This is a genomic window from Paraburkholderia sp. BR13439 (genome assembly GCF_040948805.1).
GTDB classification, from domain to species: Bacteria; Pseudomonadota; Gammaproteobacteria; order Burkholderiales; family Burkholderiaceae; genus Paraburkholderia; species Paraburkholderia youngii.
Genome location: NZ_JBFPKN010000002.1, coordinates 372,249 through 390,559, shown reverse-complemented (window position 1 = coordinate 390,559; position 18,311 = coordinate 372,249). Strand labels below are relative to the sequence as shown.

Sequence of the window (18,311 nt, the reverse complement as noted above, 5' to 3'; positions counted from 1 at the left end):
ATGCGCTTTTGAACGCACGGCAGGGAGCCGGCGCGCCACTTCGACATTGCAATTGGAGACACCCATGACTGACGCCGTAATCGTATCCACCGCCCGCACGGGCCTCGCCAAATCGTGGCGCGGCGGTTTCAACATGACGCACGGCGCGACGCTCGGCGGCCACGTGACGCAGGCCGCGGTCGAGCGCGCGAAGCTCGACCCGGCGCGCGTCGAGGACGTGATCATGGGTTGCGCGAATCCGGAAGGCGCGACGGGCGGCAACATCGCGCGTCAGATCGCATTGCGCGCCGGCCTGCCGGTCAGCGTGCCGGGCATGACCGTGAACCGTTTCTGCTCGTCGGGATTGCAGACGATCGCGCTCGCGTCGCAACGCGTGATCGCGGGTGAGGGCGACGTGTACGTCGCGGGTGGCGTCGAGTCGATCTCGTGCGTGCAGAACGAGATGAACCAACACATGATGACCGACGGCTGGCTCACCGAGCATAAGCCGGAAATCTACTGGTCGATGCTGCAGACCGCCGAGAACGTCGCGAAGCGCTACTCGATCTCGAAGGAGCGCCAGGACGAATACGGCGTGCGCTCGCAGCAGCGCGCGGCGGCCGCGCTCGAAGCCGGCAGGTTCAACGACGAGATCGTGCCGCTGACGGTGCTCGCCGGTGTCGCCGACAAGGCGAGCGGCCGTCTCTACACGAAGGAAGTGACCGTCAGCAGCGACGAAGGCATCCGCGCCGACACGACGCTCGAAGGCGTGTCGAAGATTCGCACCGCGCTGCCGGGCGGCGTGATCACCGCGGGCAATGCGAGCCAGTTTTCGGACGGCGCATCGGCTTGCGTCGTGATGAACGCGAGGCTGGCCGAACGCGAAGGGCTGCAGCCGCTCGGCATTTTCCGCGGCTTCGCGGTGGCTGGCTGCGAGCCCGACGAAATGGGCATCGGCCCGGTGTTCGCGGTGCCGAAGCTGTTGCAGAAGGCCGGCCTCAAGGTCGAGGATATCGGCCTGTGGGAGCTGAACGAAGCGTTCGCGGTGCAGGTGCTCTATTGCGCGGACCAGCTCGGTATTCCGCACGACCGCCTGAACGTGAACGGCGGTGCGATCGCGGTGGGCCATCCGTATGGCGTATCGGGTGCGCGGCTCGTCGGCCATGCGCTGATCGAAGGCAAGCGGCGCGGTGTCAAGTTCGTCGTCGTGACGATGTGCATCGGCGGCGGGCAGGGCGCCGCGGGTCTGTTCGAGATCGCGTAAGTCGGGCGCGAACGCCCCTCAAGAAGACGGGCGCCGCGGTTCGACGTTTTTTATCCGCCGCCTTCTTGCCTACTGCGACGCCATGCCCGGCAGCGTCAACATGCCCTGATCGGTGAAGCGTGTCGTGCCGGTCAGGCCGCCCGCGAGCTTGCCTTGCAGCCGGTACGGAACCTGCCCGGACTGCGCGATGCCCGCAAGCCCGAGCGCCTGGCGAACCGCGGCGAACGCGGGCACGGTCAGCGGCACGCTGACGACGGTTTCGCCGAAGCGCGGCACGGTGCCGCTCTGGTCGCTGACACCGCTCGCGAACGGCTTGCCGTTCAGTTCGAGATCGACCGCGATGCCGTTGAAGCTCACTGCGGAATCGTTCGGGTTCTGCACGCGCAGCTTCAGGTTGAAGCGCATCTCGAGGCCTTCGCCGGCCAGCGGCTCGATGCCGGCGACATTGACGCGCAACGCATCGCCGCCGAGCAGCCCGGCGCATGCGCCAAGCGTCAGCGTGATCGCGCAGGCGAGGTGGAAATAGCGTACGAGGGTGGCGAAACGGCTGAAACGCCGCGTGCGTGGGAAGGACATGACCGGCACCTCGAAGCAGGAAGCGGTTGGTCACGCATTCTAACTGGCGGCGAGGCGTCGATTTTGGCGATCGAGTCGGAGTTCAGGTAATACGCCGCCACGATCTCGCGACGACACCAGCGAGACGCCGGTCGGTTCGACGGACGAGTTCGCGAAGTTCCGCCGCATTGCCGGGCGAAGCTTGCGCGATCAGCACCGCAGCGCCCGCGCGCGACGCGCGGATCGACATGACGCCGCGTTGGCCGGTGATGAAATGCTCACCATCGCGCACGATGATCGACGTGCAGGGTACGGCGCTGCCGAGCCACGCGAGCGCGTGATCGCGAAATTCGAGTTAGAGATCGCCTTCGACGGCCAGGATCGTGGTCCCGGCGTTCAGATCGAGCATCGCGGCCTGGTCGCGCGCGTCGGCCGAATTCTTCGAGGCGGCGTTGGATGATGGCATCCGCGTCATGCCTGGGACCGTGTTTTCAAACACCGGGCGCTTCGATCGTTTCATCCGCCTGAGTTGCCCGAGCGCGGAGTTCGATCTTGTCGATGAAGCGGTGCGCCGCTTGGGGCGGTCGGCGACGCGTATGACGGAGCGCAATGAGGCGGATGGAGCCAGGCGATAGCCGGTAGAATTTCCCATTTAGCGCCAATGCGTACACCTCGCGGAGTGCCGGGACGCGGCGAATCGATTTCCGAGGTTGCCGGCCACGAACTCCAGACACCGCCATGACCGACCCCACCACTTCCGCCACAACAGGCAACCCATCGTTGCCGGAAAGCCCCTTCATCGACCGTCTCGGCGCGCAGTTGCTGCGCGCCGCCGATGGCGTCAGCGAAGTCGTGCTGCCGTTGCAACCCGATCATATGAACACATGGGACGTCGCGCACGGCGGGGTCACGATGACGCTCGCCGACGTCGCGCTCGCGATGGCCGCGCGCAGTCTCGCGGGCGACGGCGTCGGCGTCGTCACCGTCGAGATGAAGGTCAACTTCATGCAGCCGGGGCGCGGCGAGTTGCGCGCGACCGGCCGCGTGCTGCATCGCTCGACCACGATGGCCTATTGCGAAGGCGAGATCCGCGACAGCGAAGGTCACTTCGTCGCCAAGGCGCTCGGCACCTTCAAGTACATGCGCCGCCTCGCGGTGGGCCGCGACGTCAGGCGTCAGCGTCTGCGCAGCGACCCGGCGGCCAGGCCCGGTCCGAGCGACTGAGCCCTCATCGCAATCAACTTCCGACCTGGATTCGACGAATGCAGGTCAATCCCCGACAATCCAAGGAGACGACTTCATGGCCCAGATCAATCGCCAGGTGCTGCTGGTTTCGCGCCCGCACGGCGAAGCCACGCCCGATAACTTCAAGCTCGTCGAAACGCCGCTGGCGCCGCTCGCCGACGGCGAAGTACGAGTGCGCAACCACTATCTGTCGCTCGATCCGTATATGCGCGGGCGCATGAACGACAGCAAGTCGTACGCGCCGCCGCAGCCGCTGAACGAGGTGATGATCGGCGGCACGGTCGGCGAAGTCGTCGAGACGAGGAATCCGAAGTTCGCGGTCGGCGACAAGGTCGTCGCGATGTTCGGCTGGCAGGAGTACGGCACCTCGAACGGCGCGGGCATGCAGAAGGTCGACGACACGCACGTGCCGCTGTCCGCGTATCTCGGCCCGGTCGGCATGCCGGGCGTCACCGCGTGGTACGGGCTGAACCGCATCATCGCGCCGAAGGCGGGCGAGACGGTGGTCGTCAGTGCGGCGAGCGGCGCGGTGGGCAGCGTGGTCGGCCAGCTCGCGAAGGTGGCCGGCGCGCGCGCGGTCGGCATCGCGGGCGGCGCGGACAAGTGCCGCTACGTGGTCGACACGCTCGGCTTCGACGCCTGCGTCGACTACAAGGCCGGCAACCTGTACCAGGACCTGAAAGCCGCGACGCCCGACGGTGTGGACGGCTGCTTCGAGAACGTCGGCGGCGAGGGGCTCGACGCGACGCTCGCGCGTATGAACCCGTTCGGGCGCATCGCGCTGTGCGGCTTCATCGCGGGCTATGACGGCCAGCCGCTGCCGCTCAGGCATCCGTCGCTGATGCTGACGCAACGGCTGCTCGTGCAGGGCTTCATCGTCAGCGAACATATGGACGTGTGGCCGGAGGCGCTCAAGCAGCTCGGCACGCTCGTCGCGCAGAAGAAGCTGCACTATCGCGAGACGATCGCGCAAGGGCTCGAAGCCGCGCCCGAGGCATTCATCGGCTTGCTGAAGGGCCGCAACTTCGGCAAGCAACTGGTCAAGCTGATCTGAGCACGACGTCGTCATGCATCGGCCAGCCGCCACTCAAACAGGGAGTCACTCGATGTTCGAATTCGCAGGCAAGGTGGCGGTGATCACCGGCGCGGGCAGCGGCTTCGGCCGCGCGTTCGCGCATAAGGGCGCGGCGCTCGGCATGAAGCTCGTGCTCGCCGACGTCAACGCCGAGCAGCTCGCGCAGACCGTCGACGCATTGCGCGAAGGCGGCGCCGAAGCGATCGCCGTGCCGACCGACGTATCGAGCGCCGCGCAGGTCGAGGCGCTCGCGCGAGCCGCGCTCGCCGCGTTCGGCAAGGTCCACCTGCTGTTCAACAACGCGGGCGTCGGCACTGGCGGCTTCCTGTGGGAAAGCTCGGCCAGCGACTGGTCGTGGGTGTTCGGCGTCAACGTGATGGGCGTCGCGCACGGCGTGCGCGTGTTCGCGCCGCTCATGCTGGCGCAGAACGAGCCCGCGCATATCGTCAACACGGCGTCGGTCGCGGGGCTGCTGGCGCCGCCGGCGATGGGCATCTACAACGCGTCCAAACATGCGGTGGTGGCGCTGACCGAGACGCTGTATCACGACCTGAAGCTCGCGCAGGCCGGCACGGGCGGCGAGGTCGGCTGTTCGCTGCTGTGTCCCGCCTTCGTGCCGACCGGCATCGCGGACGCCGAGCGCGCGCGTCCGGACGAACTGCGCAATGCAAGCCGGCCGACGCGCTCGCAGATCGCTGCGGCCAAGCAGTTGCAGCGTGCGGTGCAGTCGGGCAAGCTCAGCGCCGACGATGTCGCCGACATCACGTTCGAGGCGATCGCCGCGCGGCGTTTCTATATCATCACGCACCCGGGCATCATGGCGACCGTCAAGCTGCGTCACGAGGATATCGAACAGTTGCGCGAGCCGTCCGATCCGATGTCGCTGAAACCCGAGGTGAAGAACGCGGAGTAGCGACCGGCTGCGTGGCCGCTGCGCCGGGTCCTGACAACAATCGGCGCGCTGCGCGCCGCCCTGCGCTGTGCGCATCACGTTGCCGAAACCATGCCGCTGAATCCAACGATCGAGCAGGTGCTCGACATGATCGCGCGGGCCAAACGCCCGCAGTATCACCAGATGAGCGCGCAAGCGGCGCGCGCGTCGTACGAGAAAAGCGCGCCGATCCTCGAGATCGCGAGCGCGCCGATGCTCTCCGTCGAAGACCTGCGGGTGCCGACGCGCGACGGCGCGACGATCCGCGCGCGCCTCTATTTCCCGGTCGAGCCGAACTGGGCCGAGCCGCTGCCGGCGTTCGTGTACTACCACGGCGGCGGCTTCACGGTCGGCAGCGTCGACACGCACGATGCGTTGTGCCGGATGTTCGCGCGCGATGGCCAGTGCGCGGTGCTGTCGGTCGATTACCGGCTCGCGCCCGAGCACAAGTTTCCGACCGCGGTCGACGATGCCTTCGATGCCCTTAGCTGGCTGCACGCGCACGCGGCCGAGTTCGGCATCGACGACACCCGGCTCGCGCTCGGCGGCGATAGCGCGGGCGGCACGCTCGCGACGGTCTGCGCGGTGCTCGGGCGTGATGCCGGCATCGCGCTCGCGCTGCAATTGCTGATCTACCCGGGGACAACCGGCCATCAGCAGACCGACTCGCACTCGCGCCTCGCCGACGGCTTCCTGCTGTCGGGCGACACGATCCAGTGGTTTTTCGAGCACTACCTGCGCGATAGCGGTGATCGTGACGACTGGCGTTTCGCGCCGCTCGACGGCGAGCGCGGCGCGCCGGATTTTCGCGGCGTCGCGCCCGCGTGGATCGCGACCGCCGAATACGATCCGCTCAGCGACGAGGGCGATGCGTATGCGGAAAAACTACGCGCGCTCGGCAATCCGGTGACGCTCAAGCGCTACGCCGGCATGATCCACGAGTTCTTCAAGATGGGCGGCTTCGTGCCCGAAGTCGGACAGGCGCATGCGGATGCCGCGGCGGCGTTGCGCGCGGCATTCGGCATCGGGTGAGGGTAGTCGTCGCGAAGCGGTGAGCGGCCAGCGGCGAATGCGCCGGCGAGGCGCCGATCAAACGATCACGCCACGCTCATCCGGTCGCGCTCGACGTTGAACGCGAAGCTGCGCTCGAAATCGCCGGGCCGCACGATGCGGTGCGAGCCGTTATCGTCGCTGCGCTCGGCGACCGCGACGCCGATCACGTCGCCATAGGCGGCGACGCGCAGCGCGGTGGTGCTGCGCGTGCCGTATTCCGGCGATTCGATGAATGCCGCCGACAACACGCGCTCGCGTTCGAGCGGAATACCGGTCGACGGCAATTCGTCGTCGCGCGCGAGCCGCGGATCGCGCATCAGGTCGATCAGGCGTTCGAGCGGCGGCATTGCATTGCGCGCGAGTAACGCGCCGAGCTCGCCGCGCTTTCTGACCAGCTTCGGCCACGCGGTGTCGAGCACCGCGTTCGAGATGCCGTGCGTGCCGGGCGCGAGCAGCGCGGGGCCACTGTTTGCGTCGACGGCGCCGCGATTGCAGTACCACGCGAGCTCACGGCGCGTCCAGTCGCCGACCAGCAGGTTGAAGCCGTTGTAGATGTCGCCGCTTTGCGCGACGTGCTCCAGATAGGCGAGCGGCGTTTCGTGCGGATGGCCGTCGGCGTCGCGCGCGGCGCTCGTGAGCCAGTTGATGACGAGCGTGCCGCGGGTCGGCGCATCGGCGCGCATTTCGCCCGGCGCGCGGTAATTGGTCAGCGCGGCGAAGCGGCCGTCGCGCGACAGCCCGAGCCACGTGCCGCCGCCCACGAGATCGCGGCCCGCCAGCACGCCCGGCGCGTCGCGCCACCAGCCGATGGGCTCGGCCGTGCGGCGGAAGAACTCGTCGCGATTCGCGGCGAGCGTGAACAGCGGACCATCGACCGCATCGGGTCGCCAGTCGAAAACGATCAGGCACATCGGGGAGCATCTCCCGTTCAGAGCATGGGGCGGCCGCCTGATGCCGCAAAGGCAGACGGCAAAGAAAGCGACAAAAATCAGACGAGAATAAAGTAGCCAATAAAAAACGGCGCCCGATTGCGCCGCTTCTTACCTGCCCAACGATCAGACCTCGGCCGGCAGCCCGTAGGGCAGCGTCAGGAAGCGCAGCGCGGGGCCGTCGGCCGCGCCGACATGCACGCTGCCGCTGTCGAGCGCCGTGAGCTTGATCTCGACCAGCAGATCGACGCCGCCGCCTTGTGCCGATGCCGCGTTGACGATCATCCCGCACGGCTGGCCAGGATCGTCCGAGTGGAACAGCTCGGCGCCGGGGCGCACCGTATCAAGCTCGCCGGCGACGTTGGCGAGCGACGTGCGCCGCTTGATCGTGCCGCGATACTGGCTGCGCGCGACCACTTCCTGACCCGGATAGCAGCCTTTGCGGAAATTGACTGCGCCGAGCACGTCGAAGTTGACCATTTGCGGCACGAACTGCTCGACGACCGGCTGCGTGATGCGCGGCTCGCCCGCGCGGATGTCGAGCCAGTCCCACACGGCCGGCGACACGCGTTTCAACTTGCCGTCGAGCGACGGCAGCAGCGCTTCGACCTGCGCCTTCGGCCCGATCCACAGATAGCGCAGCCGCTCCAACGCGTCCGGCACGCGGATCAGCGTGCCCGCGGTGCCGTCGACCTGCACGTGCACACCGTCGGGCAGCGCGTCGAACACGCCCGACAGCGCGCCGCGCACGTCGCCCGCGAGGCCGACCACCGCAAGCTCGCGGCTCGCGTCCACGAGCCTGGCTTTGGCGCGCAGCACGAACATCGACAGGCGCTTTTGCACGGCGGCCTGCACGTCTTTCGATACCAGCAGGCGGATCGTGTCGCCGCTGCGCCAGCTGAGGAACGATGCGAGCAGCCGGCCCTTGGCCGAGCAGTAGCCGGCGAGGCGCGCGTTCGCGGCGTCGAGATGCTGGACGTCGTTGGTCAACTGGGCGTGCAGGAAGCTTGCCGCGTCGTCGCCGGTCGTGTCGATCACGCCGAACTGCGACAGCGGCATGTACGCGCCGTGCTCCAGCACGGCAGCGAATTCTTCGGCCGACGGGCGCGGGAGGATGGGCAGGGCGGCGGGTGCCGCCGAGGTCGGAGCGAGACCGGAAGCGTTAGCTGGGGCGTTCACGAGCGGTGTGTTCATGGATTCCGGGAACAGTCAATTCTGACTTTGGCTAAGGCAAACAGTTATTATATTCAGTCCAACCCAGTCACGTTTCGCATGACCCTTTTCAAGAAATGTTTCGCAGCCGGCGCGCTCGTCGTTGTGCTGGCCGCGGCGGCCATCGCCGCTGGATACTTCTGGGCCACCCGGCCGCTCGAATTGACCCCGGCGCAACTCGACGTCACCGTCAAACCGCACAGCAGCCTGCGCAGCGTCGCGCTGCAGCTCAATCGCGGCGGTGTGCCGGTCGAACCCGAGCTGTTTATCGCGATGACGCGGCTGCTCGGACTGCAAAGCGACCTGAAGTCCGGCAACTATGAGTTCAAGAGCGGCATCACCCCCTACGAGGTGCTGCAGAAAATCGCCCGCGGCGACGTCAACGAATACGTGGCGACGATCATCGAAGGCTGGACCTTCAAGCGCATGCGCGCCGAGCTCGACGCGAATCCCGCGCTGAAACACGACACGCTCGGCATGAGCGACGCCGATCTGATGAGCGCAATCGGCGCGCCCGAGGCGTCGATCGGCAACGGCGAAGGGCTGTTTTTCCCGGACACCTACCTGTTCGACAAGGACACGAGCGACCTCGACATCTACCGCCGCGCGTACCGGCTGATGCGCGTGCGTCTCGACGAAGCGTGGCTCGCGCGCGCGCCGAACCTGCCGTACAAGACGCCGTACGACGCACTGACGATGGCGTCGATCATCGAAAAGGAAACCGGCAAGGCGTCCGACCGGGCGCTCGTCGCCGCCGTGTTCGCCAACCGTCTGCGCGCGGGCATGCCGCTACAGACCGACCCGACGGTGATCTACGGGATGGGCGAAAGCTACGCCGGCCGCATCAGGAAGAAAGACCTGCAGACCGACACTCCCTACAATACCTACACCCGGATGGGCCTACCGCCGACGCCGATCTCGCTGCCGAGCGTCGCGTCGCTGCAGGCGGCGATGAACCCGGCGCCAAGCAGCGCGCTGTACTTCGTGTCGCGCGGCGACGGCAGCAGCATCTTTTCTGACACCCTCGGCGAACACAACAAGGCCGTGGACAAATACATTCGAGGGCAATAATGGCGCGCGGCAAATTCATAACGTTTGAAGGCATCGACGGCGCGGGCAAGACCACCCATCTTGGCTGGTTCCGCGAACGCCTCGAGGCGAAGCTCGCGCCGAGCGGCCGCTCGGTGGTGATGACGCGCGAGCCCGGCGGCACGCCGCTGGGCGAGCAAATCCGCGAGATCGTGCTGCATCAGAAGATGGACCTCGAAACCGAGGCGTTGTTGATGTTCGCGCTGCGCCGCCAGCATCTGGCCGAGGTGATCGAGCCGGCGCTCACGCGCGGCGACTGGGTGCTGTCCGACCGTTTCACCGACGCCACCTTCGCGTACCAGGGCGGCGGCCGCGGCCTGCCGCGCGACAAGCTGGAGACGCTCGAGCGCTGGGTGCAGGGTGGTTTCCAGCCGGATTTGACCGTGCTGTTCGACCTGCCGCCCGCCGTCGCCAACGAGCGGCGCAGCGCGGCGCGCAACCCGGATCGTTTCGAGAGCGAGTCGGCGGCGTTTTTCGAGCGCACGCGCGCCGAATACATGCGCCGCGCCGAAGAAGCGCCGCATCGATTCGCTATCATCGACTCTTCGCAGAGCATCGTGCGAATTCAGAAGCAGCTTGAAGAGTTGATTGCAACTCTTTGATTTAAAGACGATATAATCGATTCTTATAACGACGTGTCAAGTTGATTCGCCACCTGAAGTAATGCGTGCAACCAATTGATTCAAAAAGACAAACGATGATCTATCCGTGGCAAGCCGATGACTGGAACCGCCTGCAGCAGTTGCGCGGCCACTGGCCGCACGCGTTGTTGCTGCACGGCCAGGCGGGGATCGGCAAGCTGCGCTTCGCGCAGTACCTCGCGCACGGCCTGCTGTGCGAGGCGCCGCTGCCGAATGGCGAGCCGTGCGGCGCGTGCGCGGCCTGCAACTGGTTCGTGCAGGGCAATCATCCGGACTACCGCATCGTCGTGCCGGAGGCGCTCGCCGCCGAAGCCGGTCTCGCGAACGCCGCGAACGGCGCCGACGACAAGGCCGAAAAAGCCGATGGCGACGAAGGCAAGAAGACCCGCACGCCGAGCAAGGAAATCAAGATCGAACAGATCCGCGGTCTGCTCGACTTCGTCGGCGTCGGTTCGCACCGCGGCGGCGCGCGCGTGGTCGTGCTGTATCCGGCCGAGGCGCTCAACGTCGCGGCCGCCAACGCGTTGCTGAAGACGCTCGAAGAGCCGCCCGCGGGCGTCGTGTTCCTGATGGTGTCGGCGCGCATCGACCGTTTGCTGCCGACCATCATCAGCCGCTGCCGTCAGTGGCCGATGAGCGTGCCAGCGCCGGACACCGCCGCGCCGTGGCTCGCCGCGCAAGGCGTCGAAGACGCCGCCGCGCTGCTCGCCGAAGCGGGCGGTGCGCCGCTCGCCGCGCTCGCGCTCGCCAGCGACGAGAACCGTCCGCTGCGCGACTGGACGCTCAAGCAGCTCGCGGCGGGCGCCGGCTGCGACGCATTCGCCTGTGGCGAGGCGCTGCAGAAGCTGCCGGTGCCGCTCGTGCTCGGCTGGCTGCAGCGCTGGATGTACGATCTGCTCGCGCAGCGCACCGCTGGCGCGCCGCGCTATTTCCCGCAGGCGTCGGCCGCGCTCGCGCGCTGCGCTGCGCAGGCCGACGCCAATGCATTCGCACGCTTTCTGCGCACCGTCACGCGCCAGCGCGCGGTCGAAAACCATCCGCTCAACCCGCGGCTCGTGTTCGAGGAACTGTTCATCGGCTATCGCGCGCTGTTTGCGTGAGCCCGCAGCCAGACAGCCTTCCGTCTTATTCCATTCAAGCCAAGCCACCATGAGCCTTTCCTACCGCGACGCCACGCTCGACGATCTGCCAGCGATCGTCGCCATCTACAATTCGACGATTCCGTCGCGTCAGGTCACTGCGGACCTCGAACCGGTCAGCATCGAGAGCCGGCACGCATGGTTTCATGCGCACGGCCCGCAGAAGCGGCCGCTGTGGGTGGTCGAAGATCCGCAGCAGGCGGGCCGCGTGATCGCGTGGCTGAGCTTTTCCGATTTTTATGGGCGTCCGGCCTACCAGCGCACCGCCGAAGTCAGCATCTATCTCGACGAAAGCGCGCGCGGCCAGGGTCTCGGCAAGCAGTTGCTGGCGGCGTCGCTCGAAGCGGCACCGGGTCTTGGCATCGACACGGTGCTCGGCTTCGTGTTCGGTCACAATGAAGCGAGCGTGCGGCTGTTCCGCGGCTTCGGCTTCGACGCATGGGGCACGCTGCCGCGCGTCGCGGTGCTGGACGGCGTCGAGCGCGATCTGGTGATTCTTGGCAAGCGCCTTGCGCATGCGAGTTGAGCACGCTACGTAAGTAAGCTACCTGAGCAAGCTACCTGAGCCGTCCCAAGCGGCCCCGGCCACGCCGTCGCCCGGCCGCAAAGCCCTTTTTTCGCAGGACCTGACCATGTTTGTCGATTCACACTGCCATATCAACTTCGAAGGACTCGCGGACCGTCTGCCGCAAGTGCTCGAAAACATGCGCAGCCATTCGGTGTCGCACGCGCTGTGCGTGTCGGTGGACCTCGAAACGCTGCCGTCGGTGCTGGATATCGCCAGCCGCCATGACAACGTGTACGCGTCGGTCGGCGTGCATCCCGATCACGAGCACATGCGCGAGCCGAGCGTGGCCGAACTGGTCGAACTGGCCGAGCACCCGAAGGTCGTCGCGATCGGCGAAACCGGGCTCGACTACTACCGTCTCGAAGGCCGCTCGATCGCCGACATGGAGTGGCAGCGCGAGCGCTTTCGCACGCACATTCGCGCCGCGCACGCGACCGGCAAGCCGCTCATCATCCACACCCGTTCGTCGTCGGAAGATACGTTGCGCATCATGGCCGAGGAGCGCGCGGGCGTGCCGGGCGGCGTGATGCATTGCTTCACCGAACCGTGGGCCATCGCCGAGCAGGCGCTTGCGCAGAATTTTTACATTTCGCTGTCGGGCATCGTCACGTTCAAGAACGCGACCGATGTGCAGGAGGTCGCGCGCCGCGTGCCGCTCGAGCGTCTGCTGATCGAAACCGATTCGCCGTATCTGGCGCCGGTGCCGTATCGCGGCAAGCCGAATGAACCTGCGTACGTCAGTTATGTCGGACGCTTCATCGCGCAGCAACGCGAGATGCCGGACGAGGCGCTGGCCGCCGCAACCACGCAAAACTTCTTCAGGCTGTTCGGAATCGCCGCATCGGCCGGCGCCTGAAAAAGCCGAGTACCATCAAAGAGATAGGAAGCTTTCCTAAAGTAACATATGAAAAACATTTCGACGTCGTCCGCTGCTTCCCAACCGCTGTCCGCCGGGCCGGCCGCCCGGGCTCTCGCGCCGGCACGCCGTCTTGCGTGCGCCGCCGCGCTCGCCTGCGCGGCGCTGGTCGCGGTGCCCGCGCATGCAGCGCCGATCGACACGCTCATCAAGGCGGTCAAGTTCGACGACGTCGACGGCGTCAAAAAACTGCTCGCTAAGGGCATGGACCCGAACAGCGTCGACAATCAGGGCATGCCGCTGCTCGTGATCGCCGCGCGCGAGAAATCCGACAAGGTCGCGGCCGCGTTGCTCGCGAATCCGAAAACCGACATCGAGATTCAGGACAAGGCCGGCGAGAATGCGCTGATGATGGCGTCGCTGGTCGGCGACCTGAACCTCGTAAATCTGCTGATCGCGAAGGACGCCGAGGTCAACAAGAAGGGCTGGGCGCCGCTGCACTACGCGGCCGCGAACGGCCACGACGACATCGTCAAGGCGCTGCTCGACCACTCGGCCTACGTCGACACGGGCTCGCCGAACGGCACCACGCCGCTGATGATGGCCGCGCGCGGCGGCCACGTGTCGACGGTCAAGCTGCTGCTCGACAACGGCGCGGACCTGTCGGTGAAAAACCAGATCGGCATGACCGCGCTCGATTTCGCCAAGACCTACAAGGAGCCGGACGTCGTCGAAGGACTCACGGCCCGCATGCAGCAGACCCAGCAGCAGAAACAATGACGCTGTCGGCAAACGGTGCGGCGGCCCCCGCGAGGCCGTGCCGTTTTGCTGCGGTTTTGTCCGAGCCGCGCGGCAGCGGGCCTGCTGCCGCCGTGTAAAACAGTGCAGAATGACGACTTCGGCGCGCTGCGTAGCGCGCCGCCCGGACGCGGCAGAAAGACCGCGTGATAAACAACCCTGGAAAAGGAACACCATGCTGCGGGCATTGATTTTCGCCGGCGCGCTTGCCTTGCCGCTTTCGGCAGCCGCGTTTACGGGAGGCGACCTCAACAAGCTGTGCACCAAGACGGACATCGCTTCGCGTAGCGCCTGCGCGGCCTACATAGAAGGCGCGGCCGACGGCATCTTCAACACGATCGACGCGATCGGCGGCACCACCGGTCCGCGCGTCGGCCAGTACTTCTGCCTGCCGCCGGATGCGCGCTCGGCGCAGTTGACCGACGCCGTGCGCAAGTACATCGCCGAGAATCCTAACGCCGCGGGCTACAACGCTAGCACGGCGATTTCGCTGGGTCTCGGCAAGGCGTTTCCCTGCAAGAGCGGCGGCTGATCGATAAGCGCCGCGCATCGAAGAACCCGTTGTAACGCCTGAGGCGCCGTCGAGCGCCTCGGGTGTCGGGGTCGTCGCTCCCGCTGGGGCGCCCCCGGATGTCAGTAGTCCCGCAGGCGCGCCGCCGCTCATCGAGCCCGGAGGAAGATGCCCGTTATGCCTACTATCGACGACTTCTACCGCGTGGCCGCCGCGCCGCTGCATACGTGGCTCGGCGCGCTGATCGTGACGGCATTCGTGACGATCGTGGCGATCGGCGTTCACCGCCTTGGCGCGCGCGTCGTGATGCGTCTAGCGCGACCGCATGCGCTGACGAGCGTCGTGCTGCGCTATATCGACAAGCCGTCGCTGTTCGTCCTCGTGATCCTCGTGTTCGCGTGGGTCTGGTCCGAGGCGCCCGATACCCTCAACTTTATCGAACCGGTGCGCGACATCACCGGCATCGCGCTGATCGCCGCACTGACGTGGCTGTCGGTGCGCTCGGCCGCGGCGATCGGCGAAGCGATCATCCGCGCTCATCCGCTCGATAGCGCCGATAACCTGCAGGCGCGCCGCATCCATACGCAGGCGCGTGTGCTCGCGCGCTCGGTGATGATCGTGATCGTGATCATCGGTGTCGGCGGTGCGCTGATGACCTTGCCCAATGTGCGGCAAATCGGCGCGAGCCTGCTGGCTTCGGCCGGTGTCGCCGGTCTGGTCGCCGGTATCGCGGCGCGGCCGGTGCTCGGCAACCTGATCGCCGGTTTGCAGATCGCGCTGTCGCAGCCGATCCGCCTCGACGACGTCGTCGTGATCCAGAACGAGTGGGGGCGCATCGAGGAAATCACTGGCACCTACGTGTCGGTGCGGCTGTGGGACCAGCGCCGCCTGATCGTGCCGCTGCAATGGTTTATCGAAAACCCGTTCACGAACTGGACGCGCAACAGCTCGCAGATCATCGGCACCGTGTTCCTGTTCGTCGATTACCGGATGCCGCTCGCGCCGCTGCGCGAGGAGCTCGCGCGCATCGTCGAGAATGCACCCGAGTGGGACCGCCGCGTGCAGGTGCTGCAGGTGACGGACTGCACCGAGCGCGCGATGCAGTTGCGCGCGCTCGTCAGCGCGCCCGATTCGGGCCTCGCATGGGATTTGCGTTGCCGCGTGCGGGAAGGCCTGCTCGATTTCGTGCACCGGCATTACCCGGAATACCTGCCGCGGGCGCGTGCGGAGGTGTCGGCGGAGCTGGAGACGAGCGGCGCTGGCCCGATCGACTGGCTGCCGCGCAGCCGCCAGGCGCCCGCCGGCAGCACCGCCGCGCATACGGAAGCCGATCCGGTGGCGAGCCGCCTCGGCCGCACTGGCACGGCCGAGGTCCCGCAGAAGGCGAAGGAGCAGGCTTAGCCAGGCGTTGCCGAGCGCCAATCACGAATCGCGCGCCGCGAACGTCGAGCCCGCTCACGCCCAACGATCCGCGGGCACACCGATTGCTCTTTACGGGCGCACCACGCCCGCGCAGTCGGCGCGGCGCAGCGGAAGAACTACGGAGGACATGCACTATGGGCCGATTGATCGTCGTGTCGAATCGCGTCGCGACGCCGACGGAGACCAAGGGATCGGCGGGCGGACTGGCCGTCGGCGTATTCGGCGCGCTCAAGGATGCAGGCGGCGTCTGGTTCGGCTGGAGCGGCGACGTGGTCAGCGAGACGGTCGCCAACGCGGGGCCGATGCTCGAGCAGGACGGCGCGGTGACCTTCGCGACCGTCGGCCTCACACGCAAGGACTACGACCAGTACTACCGCGGCTTCTCGAACGCGACGCTGTGGCCGGTATTCCACTACCGCAACGACCTCGCGCGCTACGAGCGCGACGAGTACGCCGGCTACCGGCGCGTCAACGCGTGGCTCGCGCACAAGCTGGTCAAGCTGCTCGAACCGGACGACATCATCTGGATTCACGACTACCATCTGATCCCGTTCGCCGAGGCGCTGCGCAGCGAGGGCGTGACGAACCGCATCGGCTTCTTCCTGCACATCCCGTTTCCCGCGCCGCAGATCCTGCTCAACATTCCGCCGCACGAGGAGCTCGTCAAGTCGCTGTCGTGCTACGACCTGCTCGGCTTCCAGACCGCCACCGACCAGCAGGCGTTCCACGACTACGTGACCCGTCACGCGCGCGGCACGGTCAGCGCCGGCGGCATCGTCGAGGCGTTCGGGCGCAAGCTGCGCACCGGCGTGTACCGGATCGGCGTGTTCCCCGACGAAATCGCCGAGCAGGCCAAGCGCTACGAAAGTCGCCAGCACGTGCTCGAACTGAAGCAAAGCCTCGAAGGGCGCAAGCTGATCATGAGCGTCGACCGGCTCGATTATTCGAAGGGGCTGGTCGAGCGGTTTCGCGCGTTCGAACTGCTGCTCGAACGCTCGCCCGAATGGCGCGGCAACGTCACGCTCGTGCAGATCGCGCCACCGACGCGCTCGGACGTCGCGACCTATCAGAAGATCCGCCAGGATCTCGAATACGAGGCGGGGCGCATCAACGGCCGCTACTCGGGGCTCGATTACACACCGATCCGCTATCTGAACCAGCAGTACGACCGCTGGAAGCTGATGTCGCTGTTTCGCGAGTCGCAGATCGGCTTCGTCACGCCGCTGCACGACGGCATGAACCTCGTCGCGAAGGAGTACGTGGCCGCGCAGAATCCCGACGATCCCGGCGTGCTCGTGCTGTCGATTTTCGCGGGCGCCGCGGCCGAGCTTTCCGGCGCGGTGCTCGTCAATCCGCACGATGCGATCGGCATGTGCGAAGCCTTGCAGCGCGCACTGCAGATGCCGCTCGACGCGCGCCAGCGGCGTCACGAGATCAATATGGCCGCTCTGCGCGAGAACGATCTCGGTGTATGGCGCGACAGCTTTCTGAGAGATTTGCGCAGCGTGCCCGTGCGCCGATCGGGCGAGGGTGGGGGCCACAAATGACGACGCGGTGATGGCGCGGCAAAGGCAAAGTTCGGCCAAAGCCGGCGCGCGGCCCCGTGTCACCGGATGTAAGCCCTTTGTAACAGCACCGAGCAATTGCAAGACCTGCGGCTTTCCCACCGACGCCAGGGAATAATCCTCCGTAGCGACGATGCATGCGGCGCTTAGGGACCGCGTGAATTGATCCGACGTCATGGCGCTGTCATACTCGGCGTCGCCGACGGCATCGCGATTGCGCGGCAGCCGCCGGCTCACGGAGACACAATATGAAGATTGCGCAGATCGCCCCGCTGACCGAATCGGTGCCGCCGAAGCTTTACGGCGGCACGGAGCGGGTCGTGTCGTACATCACCGAGGCGCTGGTCGAGCAGGGCCACGAGGTGACGCTGTTCGCGAGTGGCGACTCCGTCACGAGCGCGAAGCTCGAACCGGTGTGGCCGCGCGCGCTGCGGCTCGATCCGGGCATTCGCGACCGCGTCGCGCCGCACATGCTGCTGATGGAACTGGTGCGCCGCCAGGCCGAAGACTTCGACGTGCTGCATTTCCATCTCGACTATTACTCGTTCTCGGTATTCAAGCGGCAGGAAACGCCGTTCGTCACGACGATGCACGGGCGGCTCGATCTGCCCGAGCAGCAGCCGGTGTTCGACACCTTCAACTCGGTGCCGGTGATCTCGATCTCGAATGCGCAGCGTCATCCGCTGCCGCAGGCGCGCTGGCTCACCACGGTCTATCACGGCCTGCCGGAGCAGCTCTATACGCCGCAACCGGTCGAGCAGAAGTACCTCGCGTTTCTCGGCCGGATTTCGCCGGAAAAACGCGTCGATACGGCGATCCGCATCGCGGGCCGCTGCGGCATGCCGATCCGCATCGCCGCCAAGGTCGATGCGGCCGACCGCGAATACTTCGAGCGCGATATCCGGCCGTTGCTCGACCTGCCGTACGTCGAGTACATCGGCGAGATCGCCGATCATCAGAAGGCCGGGTTTCTGTCGGGCGCGCATGCGCTGCTGTTTCCGATCGACTGGCCGGAGCCGTTCGGTCTCGTGATGATCGAGGCGATGGCGTGCGGCACGCCGGTGATCGCGTTCAATCGCGGCTCGGTGCCGGAAGTGCTCGAAGAGGGCGTGACCGGATTCATCGTCGAGGACGAGATCGGCGCGGTGGCGGCCGTCAACCGGCTGCACAAGGTGCCGCGCGCGGGCGTGCGGCGCCGCTTCGAGGAGCGCTTCACGTCGCACCGGATGGCGCGTCAGTATGTGGAGGCGTATCAGTCGGTGATTCGCGCGCAGAAACGCTCGCGGTTCAAGGTGATCGATTCGTCGGGCGCGTGACGCGGGATCGTTCGCACGTGTCGAAGCGAAGAACGGCGGTGCGCGATGCGCGGCGCCGTTTTTTTCGCGCCTGAGTTTTCTGGCGTATGAGCGCCGGCGTCGACACCGCACAACAAAAAAGGCCGCGCGATGGCCCACACAGGGTCCCTCGCGCGGCCTTCGC

At 66.6% G+C, this 18,311-nt stretch carries 19 protein-coding genes and 1 pseudogene; 16 read left to right on the top strand and 4 right to left on the bottom strand.

Annotation, left to right across the window (positions count from 1 at the left end; translation table 11 throughout):
• Window positions 1–64 precede the first annotated feature (64 nt).
• Window positions 65–1,243 (top strand): acetyl-CoA C-acyltransferase, encoded by a 1,179-nt coding sequence (locus AB3X96_RS05675; protein ID WP_368588937.1) that lies wholly within the window; start codon window positions 65–67, stop codon window positions 1,241–1,243.
• Between the two features lie 69 nt (window positions 1,244–1,312).
• Here the strand turns inward: AB3X96_RS05675 and AB3X96_RS05670 are convergent, their stop codons facing one another.
• On the bottom strand, window positions 1,313–1,819 hold the full coding sequence (locus AB3X96_RS05670; RefSeq protein ID WP_368588936.1) for an LEA type 2 family protein: 507 nt from the start codon (window positions 1,817–1,819) through the stop codon (window positions 1,313–1,315).
• Window positions 1,820–1,901: 82 nt separating this feature from the next.
• Window positions 1,902–2,090 (bottom strand): hypothetical protein, encoded by a 189-nt coding sequence (locus AB3X96_RS05665; RefSeq protein WP_368588935.1) that lies wholly within the window; start codon window positions 2,088–2,090, stop codon window positions 1,902–1,904.
• Window positions 2,091–2,223: 133 nt separating this feature from the next.
• On the opposite strand from AB3X96_RS05665, the pseudogene AB3X96_RS05660 reads away from it, so the two are divergent.
• The 5 genes and pseudogenes from AB3X96_RS05660 to AB3X96_RS05640 form a co-directional block, all read left to right on the top strand.
• Window positions 2,224–2,433 (top strand): annotated as a pseudogene (locus AB3X96_RS05660) (PLP-dependent aminotransferase family protein); the annotation flags it as partial.
• A gap of 103 nt (window positions 2,434–2,536) precedes the next feature.
• Complete coding sequence (locus AB3X96_RS05655) at window positions 2,537–3,022, top strand: PaaI family thioesterase (RefSeq protein ID WP_176108587.1); 486 nt, start codon at window positions 2,537–2,539, stop codon at window positions 3,020–3,022.
• A 76-nt stretch (window positions 3,023–3,098) separates the two neighbouring features.
• The gene (locus AB3X96_RS05650) at window positions 3,099–4,097 is read left to right on the top strand and encodes an NADP-dependent oxidoreductase (protein ID WP_368588934.1); all 999 of its coding nucleotides are present in this window, start codon (window positions 3,099–3,101) and stop codon (window positions 4,095–4,097) included.
• A 52-nt stretch (window positions 4,098–4,149) separates the two neighbouring features.
• The gene (locus tag AB3X96_RS05645; RefSeq protein ID WP_368588933.1) at window positions 4,150–5,031 is read left to right on the top strand and encodes an SDR family oxidoreductase; all 882 of its coding nucleotides are present in this window, start codon (window positions 4,150–4,152) and stop codon (window positions 5,029–5,031) included.
• Window positions 5,032–5,121: 90 nt separating this feature from the next.
• A complete protein-coding gene (locus AB3X96_RS05640; protein WP_368588932.1) occupies window positions 5,122–6,081 on the top strand; it encodes an alpha/beta hydrolase in 960 nt (319 codons plus the stop codon).
• Window positions 6,082–6,146: 65 nt separating this feature from the next.
• On the opposite strand, the gene AB3X96_RS05635 is transcribed toward AB3X96_RS05640, so the two are convergent.
• Window positions 6,147–7,013: an NRDE family protein gene (locus tag AB3X96_RS05635; RefSeq protein WP_368588931.1), complete on the bottom strand. Its 867-nt coding sequence runs from the start codon at window positions 7,011–7,013 to the stop codon at window positions 6,147–6,149.
• 144 nt (window positions 7,014–7,157) lie between these two features.
• Window positions 7,158–8,225: a folate-binding protein YgfZ gene (locus tag AB3X96_RS05630; protein WP_368588930.1), complete on the bottom strand. Its 1,068-nt coding sequence runs from the start codon at window positions 8,223–8,225 to the stop codon at window positions 7,158–7,160.
• A 78-nt stretch (window positions 8,226–8,303) separates the two neighbouring features.
• On the opposite strand from AB3X96_RS05630, the gene mltG reads away from it, so the two are divergent.
• The 10 genes from mltG to AB3X96_RS05580 all read left to right on the top strand — a co-directional run bounded on the left by mltG (window position 8,304) and on the right by AB3X96_RS05580 (window position 18,148).
• Window positions 8,304–9,314, top strand: coding sequence for an endolytic transglycosylase MltG (mltG, locus tag AB3X96_RS05625; RefSeq protein WP_176367306.1), 1,011 nt, complete (start codon window positions 8,304–8,306; stop codon window positions 9,312–9,314).
• Window positions 9,314–9,934 carry a dTMP kinase gene (gene tmk / locus AB3X96_RS05620; protein ID WP_176108577.1) on the top strand — a complete coding sequence of 207 codons (621 nt, stop codon included), beginning with the start codon at window positions 9,314–9,316 and terminating at the stop codon, window positions 9,932–9,934. The genes mltG and tmk overlap by 1 nt, the downstream gene beginning before the upstream one ends.
• Window positions 9,935–10,029: 95 nt before the next feature.
• Window positions 10,030–11,073 carry a DNA polymerase III subunit delta' gene (locus AB3X96_RS05615; RefSeq protein ID WP_368588929.1) on the top strand — a complete coding sequence of 348 codons (1,044 nt, stop codon included), beginning with the start codon at window positions 10,030–10,032 and terminating at the stop codon, window positions 11,071–11,073.
• Window positions 11,074–11,122: 49 nt separating this feature from the next.
• Window positions 11,123–11,638 (top strand): N-acetyltransferase family protein, encoded by a 516-nt coding sequence (locus tag AB3X96_RS05610; protein ID WP_368588928.1) that lies wholly within the window; start codon window positions 11,123–11,125, stop codon window positions 11,636–11,638.
• Between the two features lie 106 nt (window positions 11,639–11,744).
• Window positions 11,745–12,536, top strand: coding sequence for a TatD family hydrolase (locus tag AB3X96_RS05605; RefSeq protein ID WP_368588927.1), 792 nt, complete (start codon window positions 11,745–11,747; stop codon window positions 12,534–12,536).
• A gap of 48 nt (window positions 12,537–12,584) precedes the next feature.
• Window positions 12,585–13,316: an ankyrin repeat domain-containing protein gene (locus tag AB3X96_RS05600; protein WP_368588926.1), complete on the top strand. Its 732-nt coding sequence runs from the start codon at window positions 12,585–12,587 to the stop codon at window positions 13,314–13,316.
• Between the two features lie 193 nt (window positions 13,317–13,509).
• Window positions 13,510–13,866: a Rap1a/Tai family immunity protein gene (locus AB3X96_RS05595; protein WP_176108572.1), complete on the top strand. Its 357-nt coding sequence runs from the start codon at window positions 13,510–13,512 to the stop codon at window positions 13,864–13,866.
• A gap of 156 nt (window positions 13,867–14,022) precedes the next feature.
• Entirely contained in the window at window positions 14,023–15,246 is a 1,224-nt protein-coding gene (locus AB3X96_RS05590; protein ID WP_176108571.1) for a mechanosensitive ion channel family protein, read from the top strand.
• A gap of 155 nt (window positions 15,247–15,401) precedes the next feature.
• Entirely contained in the window at window positions 15,402–16,814 is a 1,413-nt protein-coding gene (gene otsA / locus AB3X96_RS05585; protein WP_368588925.1) for an alpha,alpha-trehalose-phosphate synthase (UDP-forming), read from the top strand.
• A gap of 266 nt (window positions 16,815–17,080) precedes the next feature.
• Window positions 17,081–18,148, top strand: coding sequence for a glycosyltransferase family 4 protein (locus tag AB3X96_RS05580; protein ID WP_368588924.1), 1,068 nt, complete (start codon window positions 17,081–17,083; stop codon window positions 18,146–18,148).
• The last annotated feature ends 163 nt before the right edge of the window (window positions 18,149–18,311 follow it).